The organism is Neisseria sp. 19428wB4_WF04 (genome assembly GCF_015235335.1).
Lineage (GTDB): Bacteria > Pseudomonadota > Gammaproteobacteria > Burkholderiales > Neisseriaceae > Neisseria > Neisseria musculi.
Genome location: NZ_JADGLG010000012.1, coordinates 26,633 through 50,596 on the forward strand (window position 1 = coordinate 26,633; position 23,964 = coordinate 50,596).

The 23,964-nt window shown below is 51.8% G+C and carries 19 protein-coding genes, 1 tRNA gene and 1 pseudogene; 11 read left to right on the forward strand and 10 right to left on the reverse strand.

The features are described 5' to 3' along the window. Window positions 1–46: 46 nt before the first annotated feature. A complete protein-coding gene (locus IR141_RS04525; protein ID WP_135034474.1) occupies window positions 47–685 on the reverse strand; it encodes an MBL fold metallo-hydrolase in 639 nt (212 codons plus the stop codon). A gap of 75 nt (window positions 686–760) precedes the next feature. Here IR141_RS04525 and IR141_RS04530 point away from each other — a divergent pair, with 75 nt between their 5' ends. Then, window positions 761–1,585, forward strand: a complete 825-nt coding sequence (locus IR141_RS04530) for a DNA ligase (protein WP_135034475.1) — start codon at window positions 761–763, stop codon at window positions 1,583–1,585. 206 nt (window positions 1,586–1,791) lie between these two features. Here IR141_RS04530 and rmuC read toward each other — a convergent pair whose 3' ends face one another. Next, a complete protein-coding gene (gene rmuC / locus IR141_RS04535) occupies window positions 1,792–3,297 on the reverse strand; it encodes a DNA recombination protein RmuC (protein ID WP_135034476.1) in 1,506 nt (501 codons plus the stop codon). A gap of 308 nt (window positions 3,298–3,605) precedes the next feature. Continuing rightward, complete coding sequence (locus tag IR141_RS13365) at window positions 3,606–3,758, reverse strand: hypothetical protein (protein ID WP_167743044.1); 153 nt, start codon at window positions 3,756–3,758, stop codon at window positions 3,606–3,608. 350 nt (window positions 3,759–4,108) lie between these two features. On the opposite strand from IR141_RS13365, the gene porB reads away from it, so the two are divergent. Continuing rightward, window positions 4,109–5,221: a trimeric porin PorB gene (gene porB / locus IR141_RS04540; RefSeq protein ID WP_135034477.1), complete on the forward strand. Its 1,113-nt coding sequence runs from the start codon at window positions 4,109–4,111 to the stop codon at window positions 5,219–5,221. A 788-nt stretch (window positions 5,222–6,009) separates the two neighbouring features. Here porB and IR141_RS04545 read toward each other — a convergent pair. Continuing rightward, window positions 6,010–6,816 (reverse strand): inner membrane protein YpjD, encoded by an 807-nt coding sequence (locus tag IR141_RS04545; RefSeq protein WP_135034478.1) that lies wholly within the window; start codon window positions 6,814–6,816, stop codon window positions 6,010–6,012. Window positions 6,817–6,973: 157 nt separating this feature from the next. On the opposite strand from IR141_RS04545, the gene ffh reads away from it, so the two are divergent. Both ffh and IR141_RS04555 read left to right on the forward strand, forming a co-directional pair. Further along, window positions 6,974–8,344, forward strand: coding sequence for a signal recognition particle protein (gene ffh / locus IR141_RS04550; protein ID WP_135034479.1), 1,371 nt, complete (start codon window positions 6,974–6,976; stop codon window positions 8,342–8,344). Window positions 8,345–8,918: 574 nt separating this feature from the next. Next, on the forward strand, window positions 8,919–10,235 hold the full coding sequence (locus IR141_RS04555; protein WP_135034480.1) for a DUF445 domain-containing protein: 1,317 nt from the start codon (window positions 8,919–8,921) through the stop codon (window positions 10,233–10,235). Between the two features lie 581 nt (window positions 10,236–10,816). Here the strand turns inward: IR141_RS04555 and IR141_RS04560 are convergent. After that, the gene (locus IR141_RS04560) at window positions 10,817–11,464 is read right to left on the reverse strand and encodes an alpha-ketoglutarate-dependent dioxygenase AlkB (protein WP_135034481.1); all 648 of its coding nucleotides are present in this window, start codon (window positions 11,462–11,464) and stop codon (window positions 10,817–10,819) included. Window positions 11,465–11,579: 115 nt separating this feature from the next. Continuing rightward, window positions 11,580–12,422 (reverse strand): bifunctional transcriptional activator/DNA repair enzyme AdaA, encoded by an 843-nt coding sequence (locus tag IR141_RS04565; RefSeq protein ID WP_135034482.1) that lies wholly within the window; start codon window positions 12,420–12,422, stop codon window positions 11,580–11,582. A 188-nt stretch (window positions 12,423–12,610) separates the two neighbouring features. On the opposite strand from IR141_RS04565, the gene IR141_RS04570 reads away from it, so the two are divergent. Together IR141_RS04570 and thrS are read left to right on the forward strand one after the other, a co-directional pair. After that, window positions 12,611–12,687: transfer RNA gene (locus IR141_RS04570), tRNA-Val, on the forward strand. A gap of 111 nt (window positions 12,688–12,798) precedes the next feature. Next, window positions 12,799–14,706 (forward strand): threonine--tRNA ligase, encoded by a 1,908-nt coding sequence (gene thrS / locus IR141_RS04575; RefSeq protein WP_135034483.1) that lies wholly within the window; start codon window positions 12,799–12,801, stop codon window positions 14,704–14,706. Between the two features lie 464 nt (window positions 14,707–15,170). On the opposite strand, the gene IR141_RS13370 is transcribed toward thrS, so the two are convergent. After that, a complete protein-coding gene (locus IR141_RS13370; RefSeq protein ID WP_228068160.1) occupies window positions 15,171–15,431 on the reverse strand; it encodes a hypothetical protein in 261 nt (86 codons plus the stop codon). On the opposite strand from IR141_RS13370, the gene IR141_RS04580 reads away from it, so the two are divergent. The 5 genes from IR141_RS04580 to rplT all read left to right on the forward strand — a co-directional run bounded on the left by IR141_RS04580 (window position 15,363) and on the right by rplT (window position 20,982). After that, window positions 15,363–16,946: a site-specific DNA-methyltransferase gene (locus IR141_RS04580; protein WP_245231724.1), complete on the forward strand. Its 1,584-nt coding sequence runs from the start codon at window positions 15,363–15,365 to the stop codon at window positions 16,944–16,946. The two genes, IR141_RS13370 and IR141_RS04580, sit on opposite strands and share 69 nt — an antisense overlap. Before the next feature lie 26 nt (window positions 16,947–16,972). Further along, the gene (locus IR141_RS04585) at window positions 16,973–19,597 is read left to right on the forward strand and encodes a DEAD/DEAH box helicase family protein (RefSeq protein ID WP_135034485.1); all 2,625 of its coding nucleotides are present in this window, start codon (window positions 16,973–16,975) and stop codon (window positions 19,595–19,597) included. A 111-nt stretch (window positions 19,598–19,708) separates the two neighbouring features. Continuing rightward, on the forward strand, window positions 19,709–20,272 hold the full coding sequence (gene infC, locus IR141_RS04590; protein WP_194198376.1) for a translation initiation factor IF-3: 564 nt from the start codon (window positions 19,709–19,711) through the stop codon (window positions 20,270–20,272). A gap of 143 nt (window positions 20,273–20,415) precedes the next feature. Further along, the gene (rpmI, locus tag IR141_RS04595) at window positions 20,416–20,613 is read left to right on the forward strand and encodes a 50S ribosomal protein L35 (protein ID WP_135034486.1); all 198 of its coding nucleotides are present in this window, start codon (window positions 20,416–20,418) and stop codon (window positions 20,611–20,613) included. 12 nt (window positions 20,614–20,625) lie between these two features. After that, the gene (gene rplT / locus IR141_RS04600) at window positions 20,626–20,982 is read left to right on the forward strand and encodes a 50S ribosomal protein L20 (RefSeq protein WP_135034487.1); all 357 of its coding nucleotides are present in this window, start codon (window positions 20,626–20,628) and stop codon (window positions 20,980–20,982) included. 339 nt (window positions 20,983–21,321) lie between these two features. Here rplT and ubiD read toward each other — a convergent pair whose 3' ends face one another. The 3 genes and pseudogenes from ubiD to IR141_RS04615 form a co-directional block, all read right to left on the reverse strand. Then, on the reverse strand, window positions 21,322–22,800 hold the full coding sequence (ubiD, locus tag IR141_RS04605) for a 4-hydroxy-3-polyprenylbenzoate decarboxylase (RefSeq protein WP_135034488.1): 1,479 nt from the start codon (window positions 22,798–22,800) through the stop codon (window positions 21,322–21,324). A 118-nt stretch (window positions 22,801–22,918) separates the two neighbouring features. Beyond that, a pseudogene (locus IR141_RS04610) lies at window positions 22,919–23,298 on the reverse strand (transposase); the annotation flags it as partial. Between the two features lie 258 nt (window positions 23,299–23,556). Next, entirely contained in the window at window positions 23,557–23,853 is a 297-nt protein-coding gene (locus IR141_RS04615; protein WP_135034493.1) for a helix-hairpin-helix domain-containing protein, read from the reverse strand. Between the last annotated feature and the right edge of the window lie 111 nt (window positions 23,854–23,964).

Consider the following 23,964-nt stretch of genomic DNA (forward strand, 5'->3'; position numbering starts at 1 on the left):
CAAACAGCGCGGCTTCTCAGGCATTTTTACTTTTCTTAACCCCGAATCAGCCCTGCAAAAACGGATTGTTCCGCTTTTCGTGGCCGATAGTGGTGGTTCTGCCGTGCCCCGCCAACACCATGGTATGTTCGGGCAATACCAGCAGTTTGCTTGTAATATTGCGGATTAAATCGGCATGATTTCCGCGCGGGAAATCGGTTCTGCCGATTGTTTCATAAAACAAGACATCGCCTGCAATCAATAATTCCGCATCTTTACAATAAAACACAACATGACCGGGCGTGTGGCCGGGAATATGCATCACTTCAAAAGCATAGTTTCCCACCTTGAGCGTATCGCCTTCCTGCAGCCAGCGCGAAGGCTCGAACGAAGGCGACACAGGAAAGCCGTATTGCGCCGTTATCTGCGGCAACTGCTCCAGCAGAAACGCATCGTCCTGATGAGGCCCCGACACCGGCACATCATACTGCGACAGCAATTCCGCCACCCCGCCCGCATGATCCAGATGACCGTGCGTCAGCCAAACGGCCGCCGGTTTCAAACCGCGTTTGGCCGTTTCTGCCAACACAAACGGCACATCGCCGCCCACATCAATCAGCACGGCATCGCCGGTTTCATCGTCCCACAGCAGTGTGCAGTTTTGCCTGAACGGCGTTACTGCAATGATTTCATAGCGCAAAGTCATAAACACTCCTTTATTTTTCAGACGGCCTGTAATAATATCCCAGTTTACAAATAAAACAAAAAAGCAGAAAACCAAATGAAAAGCATCATACTCGCTTGCGCCTTATTGTTCACGCCCGCCGCCTTTGCCGCCGCACCCGGTTTGCTATTGGCCAAAGAATACCAAACACAAAACATCTCCGGCTGGGCGATGAGCGAAAAGCTGGACGGCGTGCGCGCCTATTGGAACGGCAAACAGTTGCTCAGCCGCCGGGGTTATCCCTTTACCCCGCCCGCCGGCTATCTCGACCATTTCCCGCCTTATCCCATCGATGGCGAGCTGTTCGGCAAACACGGGCAGTTTGAGCAGATTTCTGCCGCCGTGCGCACCACATCGGGCAACTGGCGCAACATCAAACTGCATGTGTTCGATGTGCCGCAAGCATCCGGCAATCTCTACCAACGCCTGGCCGTACTCGAAAAATGGCTGCAGAGCCACCCGGATGCACCGATTGAAATCATCAAACAGACGCCCGCCCAAAACAACGCCCACGCGCAAGCCTTTTTAAAGCAGGTAGAAGCCAAAGGCGGCGAAGGTGTGATGCTGCGGCATCCCGAAATGCCCTACCGCAGCGGCCGCAGCGATTATCTGCTGAAACTGAAAAGCCGGCACGATGCCGAATGCACCGTTACCCGCCACTATGAAGGCAAAGGTAAATACACCGGAAAACTCGGCGCACTCGGCTGCAAAAACCAGCACGGCGAATTCAAAATCGGCAGCGGCCTAAAAGACAGCGACCGCACCAACCCGCCCGCCGTAGGCAGCACCATAACCTACCGCTACCGTGGTTTCACTCAAAAAGGCACACCCAGATTCGCCACTTTCGTGAGAATAAGAAACGACCGGCCAGCCGGACACTGAATCAGAAATCTCCAAACCGCCCTACAGCCAACCCGGCTAAAAAACAGCAGGCTAGCGCAGATTGGAAGTTGTAACAGGCTGCCAATCTGCGCGGCTCCTTAAAAAATATCAAGGCACCCTTGCTGTGCCGCGCATACTGCCTGCGGTTCGCCGCCGTGTGCCGATGTTCAAACCGGATTCACGATATCGTTTGCCTTCTACGCCGCTCACACATTTTCTTCATCGTTTTCCCGCCCCGCCCCGGGCAGTCCGCCCATCTCCCCTGCCGCTTTTTCTGCCAGGCTTTTTTCCAGCTGCTTGGTGGCTTTTACACCGAGCCTGCGCAGTTTTTCAGCGCGGCCGACCAAATTGCCGCGCCCTTCGTAAAGCTGTTTGCAGGCGGCTTGGTATTGATTTTGCGCCTGCTCGATATTTTTGCCCACCCCTTCGAGCGTGGTAATAAAGCCGACAAATTTATCATAAAGTTTGCCGCCCTCTTCGGCAATTGCCAGCGCGTTTTGGTTTTGCTGCTCGTTGCGCCAGATATTTGCCACCGTGCGCAGGGTGGCCAGCAGCGTACTCGGGCCCACAGGCATGATGCGCTTGTCGAAGCATTCCTGAAACAGGCTGTCATCATGCTGCAAGGCCAGCAGATAGGCCGGCTCCACAGGGATAAACATAAACACAAAATCCAGCGTGTTCACGCCTTTCAAATCGCTGTATTGCTTGAGCGACAGGCTTTTAATATGGGCGCGCACGCTGGCGGTGTGGGCGGCCAGCGCGCTTGAAGCTTCTTCGGGCGTTTGCGCGCGGGTGTAGCGTACATAAGCCGTGAGCGAAACCTTGCTGTCGATGATGATTTGCTTGTTGTCGGGCAGATTCACCAGCACATCAGGTTGCAAGCGGCGCACGCTGCCGTCTTCTTCGGTGCGCGTAGCGGCCGTCTGAACGAAATACTCGCGCCCCTTAACCAAGCCCGAATTTTCCAGCACGGTTTCCAACACCATCTCGCCCCAGTTGCCCTGGGTTTTGTTTTGGGTGCCGGTGAGTGCATCGGTAAGTGCTTTGGCATCATCGTGGAGCCGGTTGTTGAGGCTTTGCAGGCGTTTGAGTTCGTTTTCCAGCATCAGCCGCTCTTTGGCTTCTTTTTCATAAGTGTTTTGCACCAGCTCGCTGAATCTGCCCATACGCTCGTTGAGCGGCGTGAGCAGGCGGCCGATGCTTTCGGCGTTGTGTTCGGTGAAGCGTTTGGCTTTTTCTTCGAGAATATTGTTGGCAAGGTTTTGAAACTGGTCGGCCAGGCTTTGGCGCGCTTCGGCCAGCAGGGCGATTTTTTCTTCGTGGGCGCGCTGTTCCTGCTCGCTGCGGGTGTGCAAACGCTCATAGCGCAGCTGCTGCTCGGCCAAAGCCTGCTGCAAACTGCCGTAATCGTTTTTCAGACGGCCCAGCTCATTTTCCCGCTCCTGCAGGCTTTCGATGCGTTGGCGCGCAGCGGCCAGGCTGCCCAGCGTTTCCTGAAGCGCAGCCTGCGTTTGCTGCCCGGCGCGGCGGCTTTCGGCCAACTCCTGCCGCAGCGGCTCCACCTGTGCGGCGCGGGTTTCGGCGGCAGCCGCTTCGGCCAGCAGGCGGTGTTGCGCGGCTTGGTGCCGAAAATGCATCAGCAGCCAGGCAAACAACGCGCCCAAAAAAATGCCCGCCAGAGCAGCGGCCGAAAAATAAAGCAAGTTGTCCATATAATGTTCGATATATATAAAGTTTCGGAAAAATTCAGCGGCAGGTGCGCCGTGGCAAGCATCTTTAAATCCAACCCGCTGAAAATCCAACCCGCTGAGTTCGGCAGGTTTCAGCCATTTTCAACATACCGCGCCGCCGTACCGCAAAATTACAATGCACCGGAAAAAATGGGGTCAGCAGTAAAATAGGCCGTCTGAAACAGGCTGAACCATACCCGCCAACGGCAGAATCCCGCCCGGGCCGTCTGAAAACCGCCCAAACGCAGCGGCCTAATATATCATGTTTCAGACGGCCTCTGCCTACCGCCTTACAGCTTGCCGCAAGCCGCTTCCATGCCGCCATTTTCACCGCCTGCCCTGTTCGGCGTTGCTGGAAACCATTTTTCCCAACCATCATGAGTGCACAACGTTGACGACTCTGTTTTATTTGCCGCTGCAGGCATAGCGGCATCGGGAAGCATCGGGCCGGTGCCGCCCCGCAAGCCCTTGTATTTGGCCGTCTGAAAGCGGCAAAAGCCCCCGCTGTGCCGAAAAACAACATAAACTGTATCGGTGTTGCAAACATGCCAAAACCCGCTTTTAATTTTTATCCAAATGATTTAAAAAAGATTTTTAAAATTGTTTAGAATAAAAACTGTATATTCCCCGCCGGGCGCGGTATAGTTCAGGCCGATAAGATTTGTTTTTTTACAACGAAGCAATTATATTAGCAGACATGAAATCGCTAAAACCCTGCGATGAATGCAAGAGCTTGAGTGGCCTAACCCCCATTTAAGTTTGTTTTCTTAAACAATAGAAAAGGAATACAGCAATGAAAAAATCCCTGATTGCCTTGAGCCTGGCCGCCCTGCCTGCTGCCGCTTTTGCCGATGTAACTCTCTACGGCCAAATCAAAGCAGGTGTTGAAGTTTCTCAAAACCAAGTAAAAGTAAACGGCGTAACCACTAAAGATCACACCACAACCGAAATTGCCGATTTCGGTTCGCGTATCGGTTTCAAAGGCCACGAGCACTTGGGCAATAACCTGAACGCCATTTGGCAGGTTGAGCAGAAAACGCCCGTTGCCGGCGGCGGTCAATGGGGTACCCGTGATTCGTTTATCGGCTTGGAAGGCGGCTTCGGTAAAATCCGCGCCGGCCGTATCAGCACCCAGCTGAACGACATGGATGCCATCGATCCGTGGGAATACAACAACAGCGCTTTGGGCTTGGGCGTATTTACCCGCACCGGCACCCGTGAAGTTTCTGCCCGCTACGACACCCCCGTATTCGGCGGTTTCAGCGCAAACGTACAATTCACCCCGCGCGACAACCAAACCGAAGGTAAAGTACGCGGCACTACTGATGCCACCGGCCGCACCAGCAACGCCAGCGATACCTCTGCCTATTACGCCGGCTTGAACTATGAAAACTCAGGCTTCTTCGCCCAATACGGCGGCGGTTTCAAGAAAACTGCCTATGTTGCCAACGGCAGCAGCAAATCAGGCCAAGCCCACCAAGTTCAAGTAGGCTATGATGCCAACAACCTGTTTGCAGGCTTGGGCTATCAATACACCAACGGTTGGGATAGTGAAAACAGCTATAAAGATGCAATCTACAATGTAAATGCATATGATGCTGCGGCTGCTGCAGCTGACACCAGCGCAGGTGTGAAAACCCAAGAATTGGCTGCAACCGTTGCTTACCGCTTCGGCAATGTAACCCCGCGCTTGTCTTATGCCCAAGGTTTCAAAGCAAAAGCTAAAAATAACGGTCAAGAGCGCAAATTGGATGGCACCCAATACAAACAAGTGGTGTTAGGTGCGGATTACGACTTCTCTAAACGCACTACCGCTATGGTATCTGCCGGCTGGCTCAAAGCAGGCAGCGGCGACAACAAAGCCGACACCACTGCCGGTTTGGTTGGCCTGCGCCACAAATTCTAATCATCTGATCATTTGGTTTGGATTTTTAGAACCGCAACAAGAAAGAGCCTGCAAATGCAGGCTCTTTTTTATGGGCGGCCGGTTGGCTTGCTTGAAATGTGGGCAGGCTGCGTATTGTCGATAGGCTTATGGCCTAGGTATTTTTGCGGATTCGCCGCATCAGGCCGTCTGAAAGGTTTTTCAGATGGCCTGATGCTTTCGCAAAACTCCCAAAACACCCCATGAAATTTATTTTCCGTTATCAGCTTTGCAAGCCCGCTACCCCTCCCCGCGCCGGCGGGTAACCAGGCATTAACACCCCAATATTTGTTTGCCCGGCACCACGGTATTTTATTCTGATTCCCGCCCGATCGGGCAGCGGGCTTGGCAACAGGCTTACGGAACCAATAACAGTATTTCAACCTTTCAGTCGGCATTCTCGATCTTTTTTGCAAACATCCCCGCCTCTCACGATTCATAACAAAACAAAAAATATTTCACGCGGCTTCCCTGGCCCATATCTTCCAACTACATATTCATGCCGTAAAATCTTTATCTTTTGAATTTAAATTTTAATTTTTTTTATTTTGAGCCGATATTTTGTTTTTGTGTTTGCCAGCCGGCCAGAGTGCTTGCACTTTAAACTCAAATAAATTACATTCTACTACACAACGTGATTCACATCACCAAGCCAAGTGTACAAAGGCATATATTAAAAAATAGAGAGAAATTTCCGGCATCATCGAAAACAGGCTGCTTTTCATAAAGCAGCCTGTTTTATTGCGTGTCGATATTGCTTTTCCGAAACACTAGCGGTGTAAAATGATTTCCAGCACGAATTTGCTGCCAACATAAGCCAGCATCAGGCTGATGAAGCCGATAATCGTCCACACGGCGGCTTTTTTGCCGCGCCATGCCGTTATGCCGTGTTTCAACAACAACCCGCCGTAAATCAGCCACGAGATGATGCCGAAAACTGATTTGTGAGTCCAGGCAAACGGTTTGCCGAACACCGTGTCGGCAAAAAATGTGCCGCTTATCACAGAATAGCTCAGCAGCAGAAACCCTACCCATATGCCTTGGAACATCAATTTTTCCAAGCTCAACAGGGGCGGCAGAAAAGAAACCAGCGGTGAAAATTTTTTCTTGTGCAGATCGCGGTTCAGCAGTAAAACCAACGCGGCCAGCAACGTTACAATGCCGAACAACCCGTAAGCCAGCAGTGATGCGCCGATATGCAGCATAAACGGCCAATCGCTGATTTGGTAGCCGGTAAACTTGCCGGGAAACACCGCAGCAAGCAGCAACGACAATGCCGCACACGGATAAAGCAGCAACTGTAGCCCGCGCAGGTTATAGAAGAAGCTGCCCAGGCAATACATCATCAGCATCAGCCACACAATCAAACTGATTGAATAACCAAAGCCCATCACCAGCACTTTGTCGTGCAACACCGGCAGAAACAGCGCTGCGCCCTGCAACAGCAGCGCAGGGGCAAGCACCGCCAATTCTGTTTTTAAGGGATACGGCTTATCGTTGCGTTTTTTGTGGTGCAGCCATACAAACACCGCCATTCCGGTATAGAGCAGCATCAGGCAAATCAATATTATCGGCATGACAAACTTTCTTTTGCACGCATACTCACGAAGCTGCGTGTGGTGTAAAATAAGCCGATTTTATCAAAAACGGCGGCACCTATTGAAATTTAATGCGGTTTTGCCGTTTTCAGACGGCCTCCCACCCCGCCGCACGCCCCGATTTTTAAGGAAACCCATGTTAGACAACTTAACCAGCCGTTTCGGCAATGTGCTGAAAAATATCCGCGGCCAAGCCAGGCTCACCGAAGACAATATTAAAGAAGCCCTGCGCGAAGTGCGCCTCGCCCTTCTCGAAGCCGATGTGGCCTTGCCGGTGGTAAAAGAATTTATCAACAACGTTAAAGAAAAAGCACTCGGCCGCGAAATCACCGGCAGCCTCACGCCCGACCAAGCCTTTATCGGCGTGGTAAACGATGCCCTTGTCGAATTGATGGGCAAAGAAAACAGCAGCCTCCACCTTGCCGTTTCGCCGCCTGCCGTCGTGCTGATGGCCGGTTTGCAGGGCGCAGGCAAAACCACCACCGTGGGCAAACTTTCGTGCCTGCTGAAAACCAACCATAAAAAGAAAATTCTTGTGGTTTCTGCCGATGTTTACCGCCCTGCGGCCATCGAGCAGCTGAAGCTGCTGGCAGAGCAGGTGGGCGTGGATTTCTTTCCTTCCAACACCGGTCAGCAGCCCGTTGATATTGCCAAAGCGGCGGTAGATTATGCCAAAAAGCATTTTTACGATGTTTTGATGGTCGATACCGCCGGCCGTCTGGCCATCGATGAAGAAATGATGAACGAAATCAAAGCCATTCATGCAGCGGTTTGCCCTATCGAAACCCTGTTTGTGGTGGATGCCATGCTCGGCCAAGATGCGGTAAACACCGCCCGCGCCTTTAACGAAGCCCTGCCGCTCACCGGTGTGGTGCTCACCAAAATGGACGGCGATTCGCGCGGCGGTGCGGCGCTGTCGGTGCGTCAGGTAACCGGCAAGCCGATTAAATTCATCGGTGTCGGCGAAAAAGTAACCGGTCTCGAGCCGTTCCACCCCGACCGCATCGCCGGCCGCATTCTCGGAATGGGCGATGTGCTGAGCCTGATCGAAGATGTGCAGAAAGGCATAGACGAAGAAACCGCCGCCAAAATGGCAAAAAAGCTGCACAAAGGCAAAGGTTTCGATTTAAACGATTTCAAAGAGCAAATCCAGCAGATGCGCAACATGGGCGGCTTGGAGAGCCTGATGTCGAAAATGCCGGGCGAACTGGGCCAGCTTTCCAAGCAGATTCCCGAAGGCAGCGCCGAAAAAGCCATGGGGCATGTGGAAGCCATCATCAACTCGATGACACCGAAAGAGCGCGCCAACCCCGCCTTAATCAAGGCTGCCCGCAAACGCCGCATTGCGGCAGGCTCCGGCACCACGGTGCAGGAAGTAAACAAAATGCTCAAGCAGTTTGAACAATCGCAGCAGATGATGAAGATGTTCAGCGGCAAAGGCATGGCCAAGCTGATGCGCATGGCCAAAGGCATGAAGGGAATGAAAGGCATGTTTCCGGGCATGTAGCCGCAGGGCTGCCGGAATATTCAGACGGCCTCCAACGCCGAGCTTGCCAAACAGAAAAAGGCCGTTATGCATTGGCATACGGCCTTTTTCTGATAACCAATACAACCACAGCCGGCCACAGCCAACCCAAAATAAACAATACCGCCTCCAACACCGCCGCCCTGCCCCGCAAAGCCGTCATCAAAACCGGGCAGATTTCCACAGCAGATTCACCATAACGATAACTTCCGCTTACACAGAGATAACGAAAACAAACCTTTTCAGACGGCCGATACCGGACTGCTGCTTCGACTTACCCACGCCGGCCATCGGGAATATTGTGCATATCCTGTGGATAATATTCTGCTTCCGTTGAAATATAATAAAAAATTTATCATGCTTAAAATTTCACCATCAAATCGGCCATTCCCATAAAACTGTTTATCCAAGTGTGCACAGCCTGTGGATAAAACCGTTAAACCCATTATTTTCCACATAAAAAAATTTGCGGTTAAAAATTAGGCAGCCGTGCGGGCATTTTATCCGCAGCGGCTGAAACCAGTATAATCAAAGCCATGACCAACCGGAGACCGCCATGCACACCTTATCTGCCCAAGCCCGCGCCAACCGGGCGGAAGTGCGTTTGAAAAAAAGCCGCCGCCTGGCCGCAGGATTGTTGCTGCTGGCTTGTGCGCTGTTTGCCGTGTCGGCTGCGTATGCCGTGCAATACCCCGCGCTGGGCTATGTGAAGGCCTTTGCCGAGGCGGCGATGGTGGGCGCGCTGGCCGATTGGTTTGCCGTTACCGCGCTGTTCCGCCGCCCGCTGGGGCTGCCGGTTCCGCACACTGCGATTCTGCCGCGCAACCAGCACCGTATCGCCGATGAGCTGGGGCGGTTTATCGAAAACAATTTTTTGGAAGGCAGGCCGATTGCATTGCGCATCTATCGCGCCGCCCCGAGCAAAAAACTGTTGGCGTGGCTGGCTGAGCCGCAAACGCGCGCCCAATGGCTGCCGTGGCTGGCCGCGCAACTGCCCGCGCTCTTCAAAGCGGCCAAACCCGGGCAAGCCGCACGTTTTTTCAGTATGCTGGCCGGGCAATACAGCGGCGAGAGCATCGGCAAAACGCTTTCAGACGGCCTCAAAGCCCTGAAAGCACAAGGCTGGCACGATGTCCTGTTTACCGCCCTGCTGAAACAGACCCGCCGCCGGCTGCAAGACCCCGAAACCCGCCAGCAGCTCGAACACAACCTGCACGCGTGGGCGGCCAAAATCGAAAGCGGCGCACCGAGCACATGGGAAAAATTAAAAGCCTCGCTCAAAGGCACGCTGGCAGATAAAGTGGACGGTTGGGTGTCGGAAAAAGCCCTCGATTGGGCAGACGGCTGCCTGGCCGCCGCGCTGGCCGATCCCGACCACCCCATCCGCCGCAGCTTTAACGAACAATACGACCGACTGGCCGATGCCCTGAGCCGTTCCCGCCTGTGGCACAAACGGTTGGAGCAGGGCAAAGCACAACTCGCCCGCTCGCCGGCCGTGCGCGAAATGCTGGAAAATGGCTGGCGGAGCCTGCAGGCTTGGACGGAAAACGACATGCATCAACCGGATTCGGTATGGCTGGCGCAGTTAAACAAACTGCTGGACCATATGCTTGCGCAGGCGCAACGCCACCCGCAGTTTATGCGCCGCGCCGATGTGCGCATTTCGCTGATGGTGCGCGATTTCGTGATGCACTATAAAAGCAGGGCAGCAGTGTTTGTGGCCGACAAAGTGAAAAGTTGGGACAGCGCGCAGATGGTGGAAAAGCTGGAGCTGAGCATAGGCCGCGATTTGCAGTTTATCCGCATCAACGGCACTTTGGTCGGCGGGCTGGTGGGGCTGGCGATTTATTGCGTGTCGCAATGGCTGTTTTAGCCCTCGGCCGAAACGCGGGCTAAAAGTGCAAAGGCCGTCTGAAAGCAATGATTAATCATGTTTCAGACGGCCTTTGCATGTTTGCGCCGGCGGGCTTATCACAGATCCCCTGATTTCCGGCGTCAGGCCGCAGGCCGCACAGGCGTACCGAGCCGGTTCTGTTGCCGTTTCAGCGGGGCGCAAAACCGTTTCCCTTTGCGCTAAGGCAGGCAGCACCGCAATGGAATAGAGGGGATTCGCCATATTTCAGGCCGTCAGAACGAATCGATATCAACGGCCTTTCAGACGGCCTGTTTTAACATAACCAACGTTACCGGCCTGCTGCTGCCTGTGTTATCTGCGGCTCGCCTACCGATGTTTTTTTGGGCGGATCTGCTATGGTGGATTCATTGTGAAACACCATAACAACGAAACAAAAATGCAGAGCCGCAAACAGCAACCGCCCGATGCGGCAAGGCTGTAACCCGGCAGGCGGCAGTGCCATCAGCAAGGCTCCGATTCTGTCGTTGCTTGAGCAGGGCGCAAAACTGCCCACTTTTGAATGGCGGCAGAGTGAAAGCGCGAAATGCGGTAACGGAAAATCAGCCGCTTCGCTGCATTCCCATTTTCAATATGGTGCGGAAGGTCAGGTTAATGCGCGGCTCGCGTATTTTGGTGCTCCTCATCACCGCGTGCAGCCAATGGCTTTGCGTTTCGCCGCGCATCACAATCAACTGCCCGTGTTCGAGCATCAGTTCGCGCTTTTCGCCCGTACGTTTATGTTTGAACGCAAATTTGCGCGTGGCACCGAAACTCACCGAGGCAATCACGGTGTTGCGCCCCAACTCTTTTTCATCATCGCTGTGCCAGGCCATGCCTTCGAGGCCGTCTGAATAAAGGTTGAGCAGGCAGGAATTAAACACGGTGGGGCTGACGGCGGCCAGCCGTGCTTCTACCATGCATTTGATTTCGGGCAGCACGCCGCTCCACGGCAGGGCGGTGCGGGTGATGCCCGAATAAGTGTAGGCAAACGCACCATCGCCATACCACGCTACTTTGCGCGCGGTGGTGATGCGGCGGCCGAAAACCACGGCTTCATCGTACCGCCACGGAATATCGCGCAACAGCGCATCCAGCAGGGCATCGGCACGGGGAGCGGCGAAAATCACGCCGTAATCGTTCACCATGCCATCATAAGGCAGCAGGTTGGCTTGCGGCTGCGGCGGTGTGTCGAATAAATCCAAGTTCATCTCAATTCCTTACTTGCCGGTTGAAACCCCGCCATTTGGGCGGACAATTAAAACAGGAGGGACGCAGCCCTTTCTGTTTCAGGGCAATACATAGAGCGGTGCTTTATGTATTGCCCTATGTGTTGAAACATGCGGTGCGTTCCAATTCTTTGGCCAACAAAGCCATTTTGCGTCCGCGCTGCCAGCGGTAGCCGCCGATGATGCCGCTTTCGCGAATCACGCGGTGGCAGGGAATCAACACAGCCACGGGGTTGCTGCCGATTGCGCTGCCCACGGCGCGGGCGGCCCGCGCTTGGCCGATGTCGGCAGCCAAACCGCTGTAGCTTTTCAGACGGCCTGCAGGAATCTGCAACAGGGCCTGCCACACTTTGAGCTGAAACGGCGTGCCTTTCAAATGCAGCGGTATGGTTTGTGCAGTCTGCCCGCCCAAGGCGGCCAAGGCTTTTTCGTGCAGCGGATGGGCAGCTTCGGTAAGCCGTGCCTGCGGGTATTCGGCGGTCAAATCCTGCAAAGCCTGTTCGCGGTTATCGGCAAAGGCGAGCCGGCAGATGCCTTTCGGGGTGGCGGCCACCAACACATCGCCGAACGGGCCGGGCGCGAAAGCGTAGCAAATCTCAAGCCCTGCGCCGCCGTTTTTGTATCCGCCCGGCGTCATGCCTTCGATGGACACAAACAAGTCGTGCAAACGCGAGCTGCCGCTCAAGCCGCTCTCGAACGCGGCCGTCTGAACGCTGCCCTGCCGTTGCAGCACGCGCTTAGCGTTTTCGATGCTGATATATTGCAGCATTTTTTTCGGGCTTACACCTGCCCAGCTTTGAAACTGGCGCTGCAAATGCGCCGGGCTGACATGAACGTGTGCCGCCACTTCTGCCAATGCGGGCTGTTCGCGGAAATGGTCGTAAAGATATTCGATGGCCGCAGCGATGCGGGCAAATTGCAGGGTGTTGGTGTTTTTCATTATGCTATGTTCCGGTGTGTATGCGGCTTGCAGTGGTTATTGTAGCGGCTGCGGCGCAAACCGCAGCCCGATTCTTGCGCAGTTGCGGTGTGCTTTTCAGACGGCCTGTCCGCTCCGCACGGGCTGGGCAAACTTGTAAAAACATGCAAAGCCCCATATAATCCACCGCTTCACGAAATTCGATTTTCAGGTATGTAGCTCAGTTGGTTAGAGCACCACCTTGACATGGTGGGGGTCGTTGGTTCGAGTCCGATCATACCTACCAATATCGCCGACAACAAAAGCATGCCCGCCCGGCTGCTTTTGTTGTTTCTTTACATCTGTTTTCTATGCGGCAGGCCGTCTGAAAAGGCTTGCCGGTTTCGGAGTGTTTTTGATGATTAATATTACCTTGCCCGACGGCACCGTCCGTCAATACGAAGCCCCTGTTACCGTGGCGCAGATTGCCTCGTCTATCGGCGCGGGGTTGGCCAAAGCCACGGTGGCCGGCAAGGTAAACGGCGTGCTGCGCGATGCGGGCGATCCGATTAACGAAGATGCCGCCGTGCAAATCATCACCCCCAAAGACCCCGAAGGCTTGGAAATCATCCGCCACTCGTGCGCCCACTTGGTCGGCCATGCGGTGAAGCAGCTCTACCCCGATGCCAAAATGGTGATAGGCCCCGTGATTGAAGACGGCTTTTATTACGACATCGCCACCGAAAAACCGTTCACCCCCGAAGACATGGCCGCCATCGAAGCGCGCATGAAAGAGCTGATTAACCAGGATTACGATGTTGTCAAAGTGATGACCCCGCGCGCCGAAGCCATCAAAACCTTCACCGAGCGCGGCGAAGCATACAAACTGCGCCTGATTGAAGATATGCCCGAAGTCGAAGCCATGGGGCTTTACCACCATCAGGAATATGTGGATATGTGCCGCGGCCCGCACGTGCCCAACACCCGCTTTCTCAAAAACTTCAAACTCACCAAACTGGCCGGCGCCTACTGGCGCGGCGACAGCAACAACGAAATGCTGCAACGCATCTACGGCACCGCCTGGGCGGGTAAAGAAGATTTGAAAGCCTACATCACCCGTATGGAAGAAGCCGAAAAGCGCGACCACCGCAAACTGGGCAGGCAGCTTGATTTGTTCCACCTGCAGGACGAAGCCCCCGGCATGGTGTTCTGGCACCCGCGCGGCTGGACGCTGTGGCAGGTTATCGAGCAACATATGCGCCGCGAACTCGAAGCCGCAGGCTATCGGGAAATCAAAACCCCGCTGATGATGGACAAAGCCTTCTGGGAAAAATCCGGTCACTGGGAAAACTACCAGGAAAACATGTTTGTTACCGAGTCGGAAAAACGCACCTACGCCGTCAAACCGATGAACTGCCCCGGCCACGTTCAGATTTTCAACCACAGCCTGCGCTCCTACCGCGACCTGCCCATGCGCCTGGCCGAATTCGGCTCCTGCCACCGCAACGAACCTTCCGGCGCCCTGCACGGCCTGATGCGCGTGCGCGGTTTTGTGCAGGACGATGCCCACATCTTCTGCACCGAAGAGCAGATCACCCAAGAAGCCAAAGCCTTTAACGAGCTGGTGATGAAAGTGTACAAACAGTTCGGCTTTGAAAATGTGTCGGTCAAACTTTCGCTGCGCCCCGAAAAGCGCGCCGGTGCCGATGAAATCTGGGACAAAGCCGAACAAGGCCTGCGCGATGCCCTCACCGCCTGCGGCATCGAGTGGCAGGAACTGCCCGGCGAAGGCGCGTTTTACGGCCCCAAAGTCGAATACCACATCAAAGACGCCATCGGCCGCTCGTGGCAGTGCGGCACCATCCAGCTCGATTTTGTGCTGCCCGAACGCCTCGGCGCAGAATACGTTACCGAAGACAACGGCCGCGCCCGCCCCGTGATGCTGCACCGCGCCATTTTGGGCTCGATGGAACGCTTTATCGGCATTCTCATCGAAAACCACGCCGGCTCTTTCCCCTTGTGGCTTGCCCCCGTGCAAATGGTGGTGATGAACATCACCGAAAAGCAGGCCGGCTACTGCCGCGAAGTGGCAGCAAAACTCAAAGCCGCCGGCTTCCGCGCCGAGCTTGACCTGCGCAACGAAAAAATCGGCTACAAAATCCGCGACAACAGCCAATACCGCTACCCCTACCAAATCGTAGTGGGCGAAAACGAAAAAGAAAACGGCCAAGTGGCCGTGCGCCGCAAAGCCGAAGACTTGGGCAGCATGAAGATAGAAGACTTTATCGCCGTCCTGCAGCAGGAATTGGCACAAACTTCCGCCTAAGTTTCTACATACCACGCAAACCGCAGGGCTTGACAAGCAGACACAGTTGCCATACCGGGCGGAGCCGTTTCAGACGGCTTGCTTTAACGGAAAAACCCTAAAACAAGGAAAATCTGCCTGCCGTACAAATACTGATCTCAAGTTGCAGGCTGAGAGTTTTAAAAACACCTTAAGGCCGTCTGAAAACAGCAGTTTGGCATCATACAAACTGCTGTTTTTAAACCATAGTATATTTAATGGATTTCTGATGCCAAGCAGCTGGCGGCAGGCAAAAAGAGAATGGGGCAAAAAGCAGCAACGCCGCATCAAAGCAAGTGGTTTATTATATTTTCTTGAAACACAAAGATAAGGGTAAAGTCATGGCAACCGAACCGAACCGAACCGAACCGAACCGAACCGAACCGAACCGAACCGAAATTATACACGAATTAGAAAATAATTACAATAAAAACAACCTATTAAAACTAAAATCTCTGTTTCCAGAAGTGTTTTGCGAAAACCAAATCGACTGGGAAAAACTCAAACTGGTTCTCGGCGAAGACAATCTTTGCGCCGACAACGAACGCTATCATCTCAATTGGGCGGGCAAAACCGCCGCCTACCGCGCCCTGCAAACGCCGACATTCAATACCCTGGTTCCCTGCAAAAGCGAAAGCGTGGATTTCGACACCACGCAAAACGTGTTTATCGAAGCCGAAAACATGGAAGCGCTGAAAATCCTGCAAAAATCCTATGCAGGCAGCGTGAAAATGATCTATATCGACCCGCCGTACAACACCGGCAGCGATGCCTTTATTTATCCCGATAAATTTTCCGAAACTCGCGAAGAATACGCCCGCCGCATCGGCGACAAAGACCAAAACGGCTACCTGAAACGGGACGGCGTATTCCAGGGCGCATGGCGCAAAAACAGCAGAGACAACGGCCATTACCACAGCAACTGGCTCTCCATGATGCTGCCGCGCCTGCATCTGGCCAAAACGCTTTTGCGCGAAGACGGTGTGATTTTTATCTCGATTGACGATAACGAACAGGCGCAATTGAAACTGCTGTGTGATGAAGTGTTTGGGGCAGAGAATTTTTTTGCAGATATGATTGTTATTCGTTCAGAAGGTGGAGGATTGGCAAAACGAGTAATTAAAGGGCATGACAATTTAATTGTATATACTAAAAATTTTCCTTGCTTCAAAGGAATTTTTAAACCAAAAGATATTCGTGGGAAGGTTATTCAAAGAGATGGCATTGAATATTGGATAGAGGAAGATTGGTTAAGAAAAGAATTTGGAAAATATGGAACGTTATTATACGAAGAAATTGAGAAAATTAAAGGTATTGATAAAAAACAAGAAATTGATACAGGAATTCTCAATGGGGAGTATATATTAATTCCAAAAGGTCAAAATCATATTGTTGGCAGATTACGCAAAATTGATGAAGATGGGAGTAAATTTTACAGTATTCTTAAACACTTAAATAAAAATGGAGAATCTGATTTAAAAAATATTGAATTAAATAATTTCTTTGATTATCCAAAACCAGTTAGTTTAATTAAAGAATTAATTCAAGGAAGCAGCCTATTTTCAAAAAATGATGGTGAAATTTTTCTAGATTTCTTTTCAGGCAGCGGTACCACCGCTCACGCGGTGATGCAGCTCAACGCCGAAGACGGCGGCAACCGCCGCTATATCTGCATACAGCTTCCCGAAGAAACCGCCAAACATTCCGAAGCCCGCAAAGCAGGCTTTGCCAATATCGCCGAAATCGCCAAAGAACGCATCCGCCGTGCAGGCAAACAAGTTTCAGACGGCCTGAAAGCAGGCCGAAGCACAGATACGGGCTTTAAGGTGTTCAAACTGGCCGAAAGCGCGTTCAAACAATGGCGCAACCCCGAAAAACGCGATGCGGAAAGCCTGCAAAAAGAGCTGGAACTCTTCCGCGATGTGGTGAAATCTGATGCAGCCACGGAACAGACGGCCTACGAACTCGCCTTGCGTTTAGGCTTCCAACTTACCGACCCGATGCAGTTTTCAGACGGCACCGTATGGCTCAACGATGCGGCAGGCTTGCGCAAAACCGCGCTGCTGCTGGAAACGGTAAACGAGGCTTTGCTGTATCAGATATTGGCGCAATCGCCGCAAAAGGTGTTTGCTTTGGACAAGGCGTTTAACGGCAACGATGCGCTGAAAACCAATGCTGCTTTACAGTGCAAAGATGCCGGCGTGGCATTTGAAACGCTTTGAGGCCGTCTGAAAAAGGATTTTGAATCATGCAGCTTAAATTTGAACACCAGCAATATCAGGCCGATGCGGTGGGCGCGGTGGTGCGCCTGTTTGAAGGCGAGCCAAACCACAAGCAATTGTTTGAATTGAACGCAGGCGGAGCATCGCCGGTGGTGGCCAACCGTCTGCATCTGCCGCACAGCGAAATCGGCCGCAATCTGAATGCAGTGCAAAAAGCGTTCAAGCAGCCCGAGACGCAAATCGGCGAGCACGGCTTGAATTTTTCAGTGGAAATGGAAACGGGCACGGGCAAAACCTATGTTTATCTGCGCACGGTTTTTGAGTTGAACCGCCGATACGGCTGGAAAAAATTTGTGATTGTGGTGCCGAGTGTGGCGATTCGCGAGGGTGTGGTGCAGAGCATACGCGCGATGACGGCGCATTTTCAGACGGCCTTCGACAAGCCCGCTTTCCAATTTCATGTGTACAGCAGCGAACGTTTGAATGCACTGCGCAATTTTGCCGTGAACCATCATATTGAAATTCTGATGATGAACATCGATGCGTTTAACAAAGACAAAAATGTGATCAACCGCGTGAACGAAAGCGGCAATGCCCCGATTCAGTGGATCAGCGGCACGCGCCCGATTGTGATGATTGACGAGCCGCAAAATATGGAAACCGATTTGGCCAAACAGGCAATTGATGCACTGAACCCTTTGTTTGTATTGCGTTATTCTGCCACACATAAAAACCCGTATCATAAAATTTACAGCCTGAACCCGATTGAGGCTTACAACCTGAAGCTGGTGAAGCAGATCGAAGTCGAGCCGGTTTTGGCCAAAAACGATGTAAACGGCGCGTATGTGGTGTTAAAAGGGTTTGTGCCCGGCAAAAAGAAATTGTCGGCTAAAGTGGAGATTCATTATCAAGATAAAAAAGAAACCAAGAAAAAAACGGTAACTATTGCATCGGGTGATGATTTGTTTGACAAATCGGGCGGCAATGAAAGCTACCGGCACGGCTTTATTGTGAACAGATTGGATGCAGAAGCCGCAGAGATGGCGTTGTCTAACGGCCAAATCATCACTTTGGGCGAAGGCGGCGATGCCCTGCGCGATGAGGTGATGAAAAAGCAGATTGAGTGCACCATCAAAGAGCATCTGGCAAAGGAAAAACGCCTGAATCCCAAAGGTATCAAAGTGTTATCACTGTTTTTTATCGACAGGGTGGCGAATTACCGCAACGGCGGCAAGTTTGCACGCTGGTTTGAAGAGATTTATGAGCGCGAAACGGGCAAAAGTGCGGCAGGCGCGCACAACGGCTATTTTTCGCAAGACAAAAACGGCGATAAAGACACTAACGGCAGCAGCGCGGCCGATGAAAAAACCTATGATCTGATTATGCGCGACAAAGAAAAACTATTGTCTTTCAACAGCCCGCTGCGCTTTATTTTCTCGCATTCCGCGCTGAAAGAAGGTTGGGACAACCCCAATGTGTTTCAAATCTGCACACTCAACGAAACCCGTTCACCGGTTAAAAAACGGCAGGAAATCGGGCGCGGTTTGCGTTTGGCAGTGAACCAGAGCGGCGAACGGGTGCGCGATGAGGGCGTGAACATTCTCACCGTGGTTGCCAATGAAAGCTACGAAAGTTTTGCCGCCAACCTGCAAAAAGAATATGAAGACGAATGCGGCATCGAGTTTGGCAACGGCGGTGCGAAGCCAAGAGCAAAGCGCACGCGCCAGCACTTCCGCAAAGGCTTTACCTTAGACCCTGCTTTTTTGGAAATATGGAAAAAACTGCAGCATAAAACGCGCTATTCGGTGCAATTTGAGCGGGAAAAACTGATTCAGACGGCCTGTGAAAAAATCAAAGAGATGGCGCAGGTGCAAAAACCGCAGATTATGGTGCAGAAAGCGGCAATCCGCCAAACCCGAACAGACGGCATTTGGGGAGAAGAACGCAGCAGCCGGGCAGAGCAGGCCGATATTGATTGGGAGATTCCCGATGTATTGCACGAAATCCAAAAGAAAACCCTGCTGACACGGCAAACCGTGTTCGAGATTCTGCACCGGTCAGGCAGAATCGGCGAAATCGGCAATAACCCGCAGCGGTTTATCGACTTGGCCACCGAGAAAATTCAGACGGCCTTATACGGTTTGATGATGGAGGGCATCGAATATTTCAGGCTGCCATACGATGATTCGGTTTATCAACAAAGCCTGGCCAGCTGGCAGGAATTGGAGCAAGACGGTAAAGAGTTTTTCAAAAACGAACACACATTTGCAATCAATCAGAAAGACGGCAAAAAAAGAGAAAAAACCATTTATGCCGACTATATCCCACTGGATTCCGAGACAGAAAACCGGTTTGCCCTCGATTGCGAAAACTACGAAAACGTGAAGTTTTATTTCAAGCTGCCCAAGTGCTTTAAAATCCCCACACCCATCGGCAACTACAACCCGGATTGGGCTTTAGTGATGGAAAACCAGGAAAAAGTGTATTTCGTTGCCGAAACAAAAAATACCGGCAAAGGCATACAGGAAGGTGTGGACATGGATAAATTGCGCGAAACCGAGCAGCAGAAAATCCGATGTGCCGCACGGTGTTTTGCGGTGTTTGACGGAGTGGCATACCGAACAGTAAAAAAAGTGGAAGAATTGGCTTAAATGCAATATGGCCGCAACAACCAACAGCGTGTGCTCGATAATGAGCTTTCCAAGTTACTGAGGAAGCGTTTAAAATAGCGGAATTTAACGTAACTGCAGTCTTCGTTTTTTATGGCAGAAGGCTGCAAAAACCAACCCAATACAGGAGACATCATCATCGCACAAGAACGCGAAGCACGAATCAACGGCGAAATCACCGCCAAAGAAGTGCGCCTAATCAGTGGAGCCGGCGAACAGCTCGGTGTGGTATCACTCAAAGAAGCTTTGGCTATGGCAGAAGAGCAAGAGGTGGATTTGGTGGAAATTTCCCCTACAGCCAAGCCGCCCGTATGCAAGCTGATGGACTACGGTAAATACAAATACCAACAGGCCAAAAAGCGGGACGAAGCCAAAAAAAACCAAAAGCAGGTGCAGATTAAGGAAATCAAATTCCGCCCCGGCACAGATGAGGGCGATTACCAAATCAAAATGCGCAACATCAACCGCTTCTTGGCAGACGGCGACAAAGTGAAAGTTACCCTGCGCTTTCGCGGCCGCGAGATGGCGCACCAACAATTGGGAGCACAACTTTTGGAGCGGGTGAAAGAAGAATTGGTTGAAGTAGGCACCGTTGAACAGTTTCCGAAAATGGAAGGCCGTCAGATGGTGATGATGATTGCGCCCAAAAAGAAATAAAACTATAATCCGAAGCTTGCTTTAAGCTGCCGCGTAAAGAGATTGACACTCTGTGGCAAAAACCGTGGCATCCGGGTTTCAAGTGTTTAAAACTATGTTTTAAAGCCCCTTATGCCTTATCTAATAAGTGAATGGAGTATCCTATGCCTAAAATGAAAACCAAGTCGGGCGCCAAAAAACGCTTTAAAGTACTGGGTAACGGCGGTGTGAAACGCGCTCATGCGTTCAAACGCCATATTCTGACCAAGAAAACCACCAAAAACAAACGCCAGTTGCGCGGTACCGCGATGGTAAACGAACGCGATTTGGCTGCTGTTGCCAAAATGTTGCCCTACGCTTAAGGAGTATAGAAGATGCCACGCGTAAAACGCGGTGTAACCGCACATGCCCGTCACAAAAAAGTATTAGCGCTCGCCAAAGGTTATCGCGGTCGCCGTAAAAACGTCTATCGTGTTGCCAAACAGGCGGTAATGAAAGCCGGTCAATATGCCTATCGCGACCGCCGCCAGCGCAAACGCCAATTCCGCCAACTGTGGATTGTGCGTATCAACGCGGGTGCCCGTGAAAACGGCCTGTCTTACAGCAAATTCATGAACGGCCTCAAACGTGCTGCTGTCGAAATTGACCGTAAAGTTTTGGCTGATTTGGCTGTATTTGACAAAGCAGCTTTTGCCCAACTGGTAGAAAAAGCCAAAGCCGCGTTAGCCTAAGCCCCAATATTTGAATTTCAAAAGGAAACTGCGGTTTCCTTTTTTTATTTTAAAAGCCGTCTGAAAACCAACGGATATTGGTTTTCAGACGGCTTTGTATGCTATAAATGAAGTGATAAGGCGGCTGATCCAGATAGCGCAAGTAGTGGCATCAAGGTAAGCCTATACTGTTGCCACCCTCAAAGTAGCTTGGCTATATATAGTGAATAACACAGAAGCAAATAATGCAGTATATTCTGTTTTGCTTTATGCTTCACCGGCAATACACTTGATTGCCGATGCAAAGCAAACGATTGGGAATATGCTTTACCCCTTACAGCCGTGCAACAAACTGTCCAATCACAACCCCAAATCGTGCCACATGGCATCGACTTTGGCCACCGTGTCGGCACTGCGCTTGATGACTCTGCCCCACTCGCGGTCAGTTTCTCCCGGCCACTTATTAGTAGCGTCCAAACCCATTTTACCGCCGAGGCCGGAAACGGGGCTGGCGAAATCCAAATAATCAATCGGTGTATTTTCAATCAATACCGTATCACGTACCGGATCCATTCGGGTGGTCATTGCCCACACTACTTCTTTCCACTCACGGCAGTTTACATCATCGTCTACCACCACAATGAATTTGGTATACATAAACTGGCGCAAAAAACTCCAGCAGCCCATCATCACGCGTTTGGCATGGCCTGTATATTGTTTTTTAATGCTGACTATTGCCATACGGTAGGAGCAACCTTCGGGAGGCAGATAAAAATCAATGATTTCAGGAAACTGCTTTTGCAGCAGCGGCACAAACACTTCGTTCAACGCCATGCCCAGCACGGCTGGCTCGTCAGGCGGTTTGCCGGTATAGGTGCTGTGGTAAATCGGATTTTCGCGCATAGTAATGCGCTCAACTGTGAACACGGGAAAGTAATCTTGTTCATTGTAATAACCGGTGTGATCGCCATAAGGGCCTTCCAGCGCAGTTTCATTAGGATGAATCACACCTTCCAGCACAATTTCCGCGCGTGCAGGCACTTGCAAATCATTGCCGATACATTTCACCAATTCGGTGCGCGATCCGCGCAATAAGCCAGCAAACTGATATTCACTCAAAGTATCCGGCACCGGCGTTACTGCTCCCAAAATGGTGGCCGGATCGCAGCCCAACACCACCGCAACCGGATATAGAATACCCGGATACGCTTTTTTATAAGCCTGAAAATCCAAGGCACCGCCGCGATGCGCCAACCAACGCATAATCAATTTGTTTTTGCCGATAAGCTGCTGGCGGTAAATACCGAGATTTTGACGTTTTTTATACGGGCCGCGCGTTACCGTTAAACCCCAAGTCACCAACGGCGCAACATCTTCCGGCCAGCAGTGCTGAATCGGCAGTTTATTTAAATCAACCTCATCACCCTCCCAAACAATTTCCTGACACGGTGCTTTTTTCACCACATTCGGAGCCATACTCCAAATATCTTTCAACAGAGGTAGTTTGGAAAATGCATCTTTAATGCCTTTGGGCGGCTCGGGTTCTCTCAAGTAAGCCAGCGTTTGGCCGATTTCACGCAGCTTGGCCACACTGTCCGCGCCCATACCCATCGCAACCCGTTCCGGTGTGCCGAATAAATTGGCCAATACGGGAAAATCATAGCGGCCACCATTAGCGCATACTGCATTTTCAAACAGCAAAGCCGGCCCTTCTGTGCGCAATACACGGTCAGCGATTTCGGTCATTTCCAAATATGGAGAAACCGGTATACTGATGCGTTTTAGCTTATTTTCTTGTTCGAGCTTTTGAATAAAGTCTCGCAAGTCATTATATTTCATTGACATTATTTTAAGACCACCTAAGGTCGTCTGAAAAAATTACAAACCGTTTCAAACGACCAGCCTAATACGGGCTGAAAAGGTAGTTATTATAACAAAACTTGGAACCGTACTAGATTACCACACTGTCCGGCATGATTTTCTTCGTAATAACAGGCAACAAACTCTCTTTTTTGGCGTTATCCACGACCACGGTATAAACCTTGCCGCCACGTTTGAGGATACCGAAAACCACCACTTTGCCTGCGGCTCCTGTGCCGCGTTTTCCTTTGCGCTTACCGCCGGAGCAGCTCTCATCTACGGAACCTTCAAAAACCTGATCGGCCTCCAAGGCCGAATGACGGCTGATGACGAGGCGGATTTTGCGGTAAAAGAGTATGGCGGTGTTGGGCCGGATACCCAAGACATCGGCAGCCGAACGGCGGTAACTTCCGGCACAAAATATCCGAGTAGTGTCTTCTGTGCTTTTTTACTTAATTTACAGTTTGTTATCTTCATTTTAGCAGCCTGTCATGAGCGCTAATCTACGTCAGCCCCCCTTAAAAAAACCTAATCTACCTTCAGAACCAAATGTATGCCTGCACCGTTTGGCGGTCCTGTACCTGCTGCGCCGGCGCACTGCCCGCGGCAGACTCTGCGGATAAACAAAACCCATACGGCAGCTGCTGCCGTATGGGGAGAAAGAGAAGCGGGGAGATCCTGTTTTGGGAGACAGCTGTTCACAGGCAGAACAAAGGCCGGTGTGCCGCCCGTCTCCTACTTGGCCGGTTTCTTCACTGCCGGCTGCGCTTTCCCCGCTGCTTTGCCCTCTACCGTTGCTTCCTCCCTCAACTTGGACAGAATCCCTTCGCCTATCCCTTTCACATTCTTCAAATCGTCCACGCTTTTAAAGCTGCCGTTCTGACTGCGGTACTCCACTATCGCGGCAGCCTTCGAGGGCCCTATCCCCGGCAGCGCCTTCAGCTCCTCCGCCGTTGCCGTGTTGATGTTTACCGCCGCCAGCAACAGCGTCGGGGTTATCGCGCTCAAGATACCCAATAAATAAAGTTTCAGTTTCATGGTTTTGCTCCGTAATGAATATTGTGGCGGTACCGCCCTTCTTCCCTCATCTGTCCGGTACTGCATTCATCATAAACGATGGGTCCCGTTTTTCAAATACTTTTC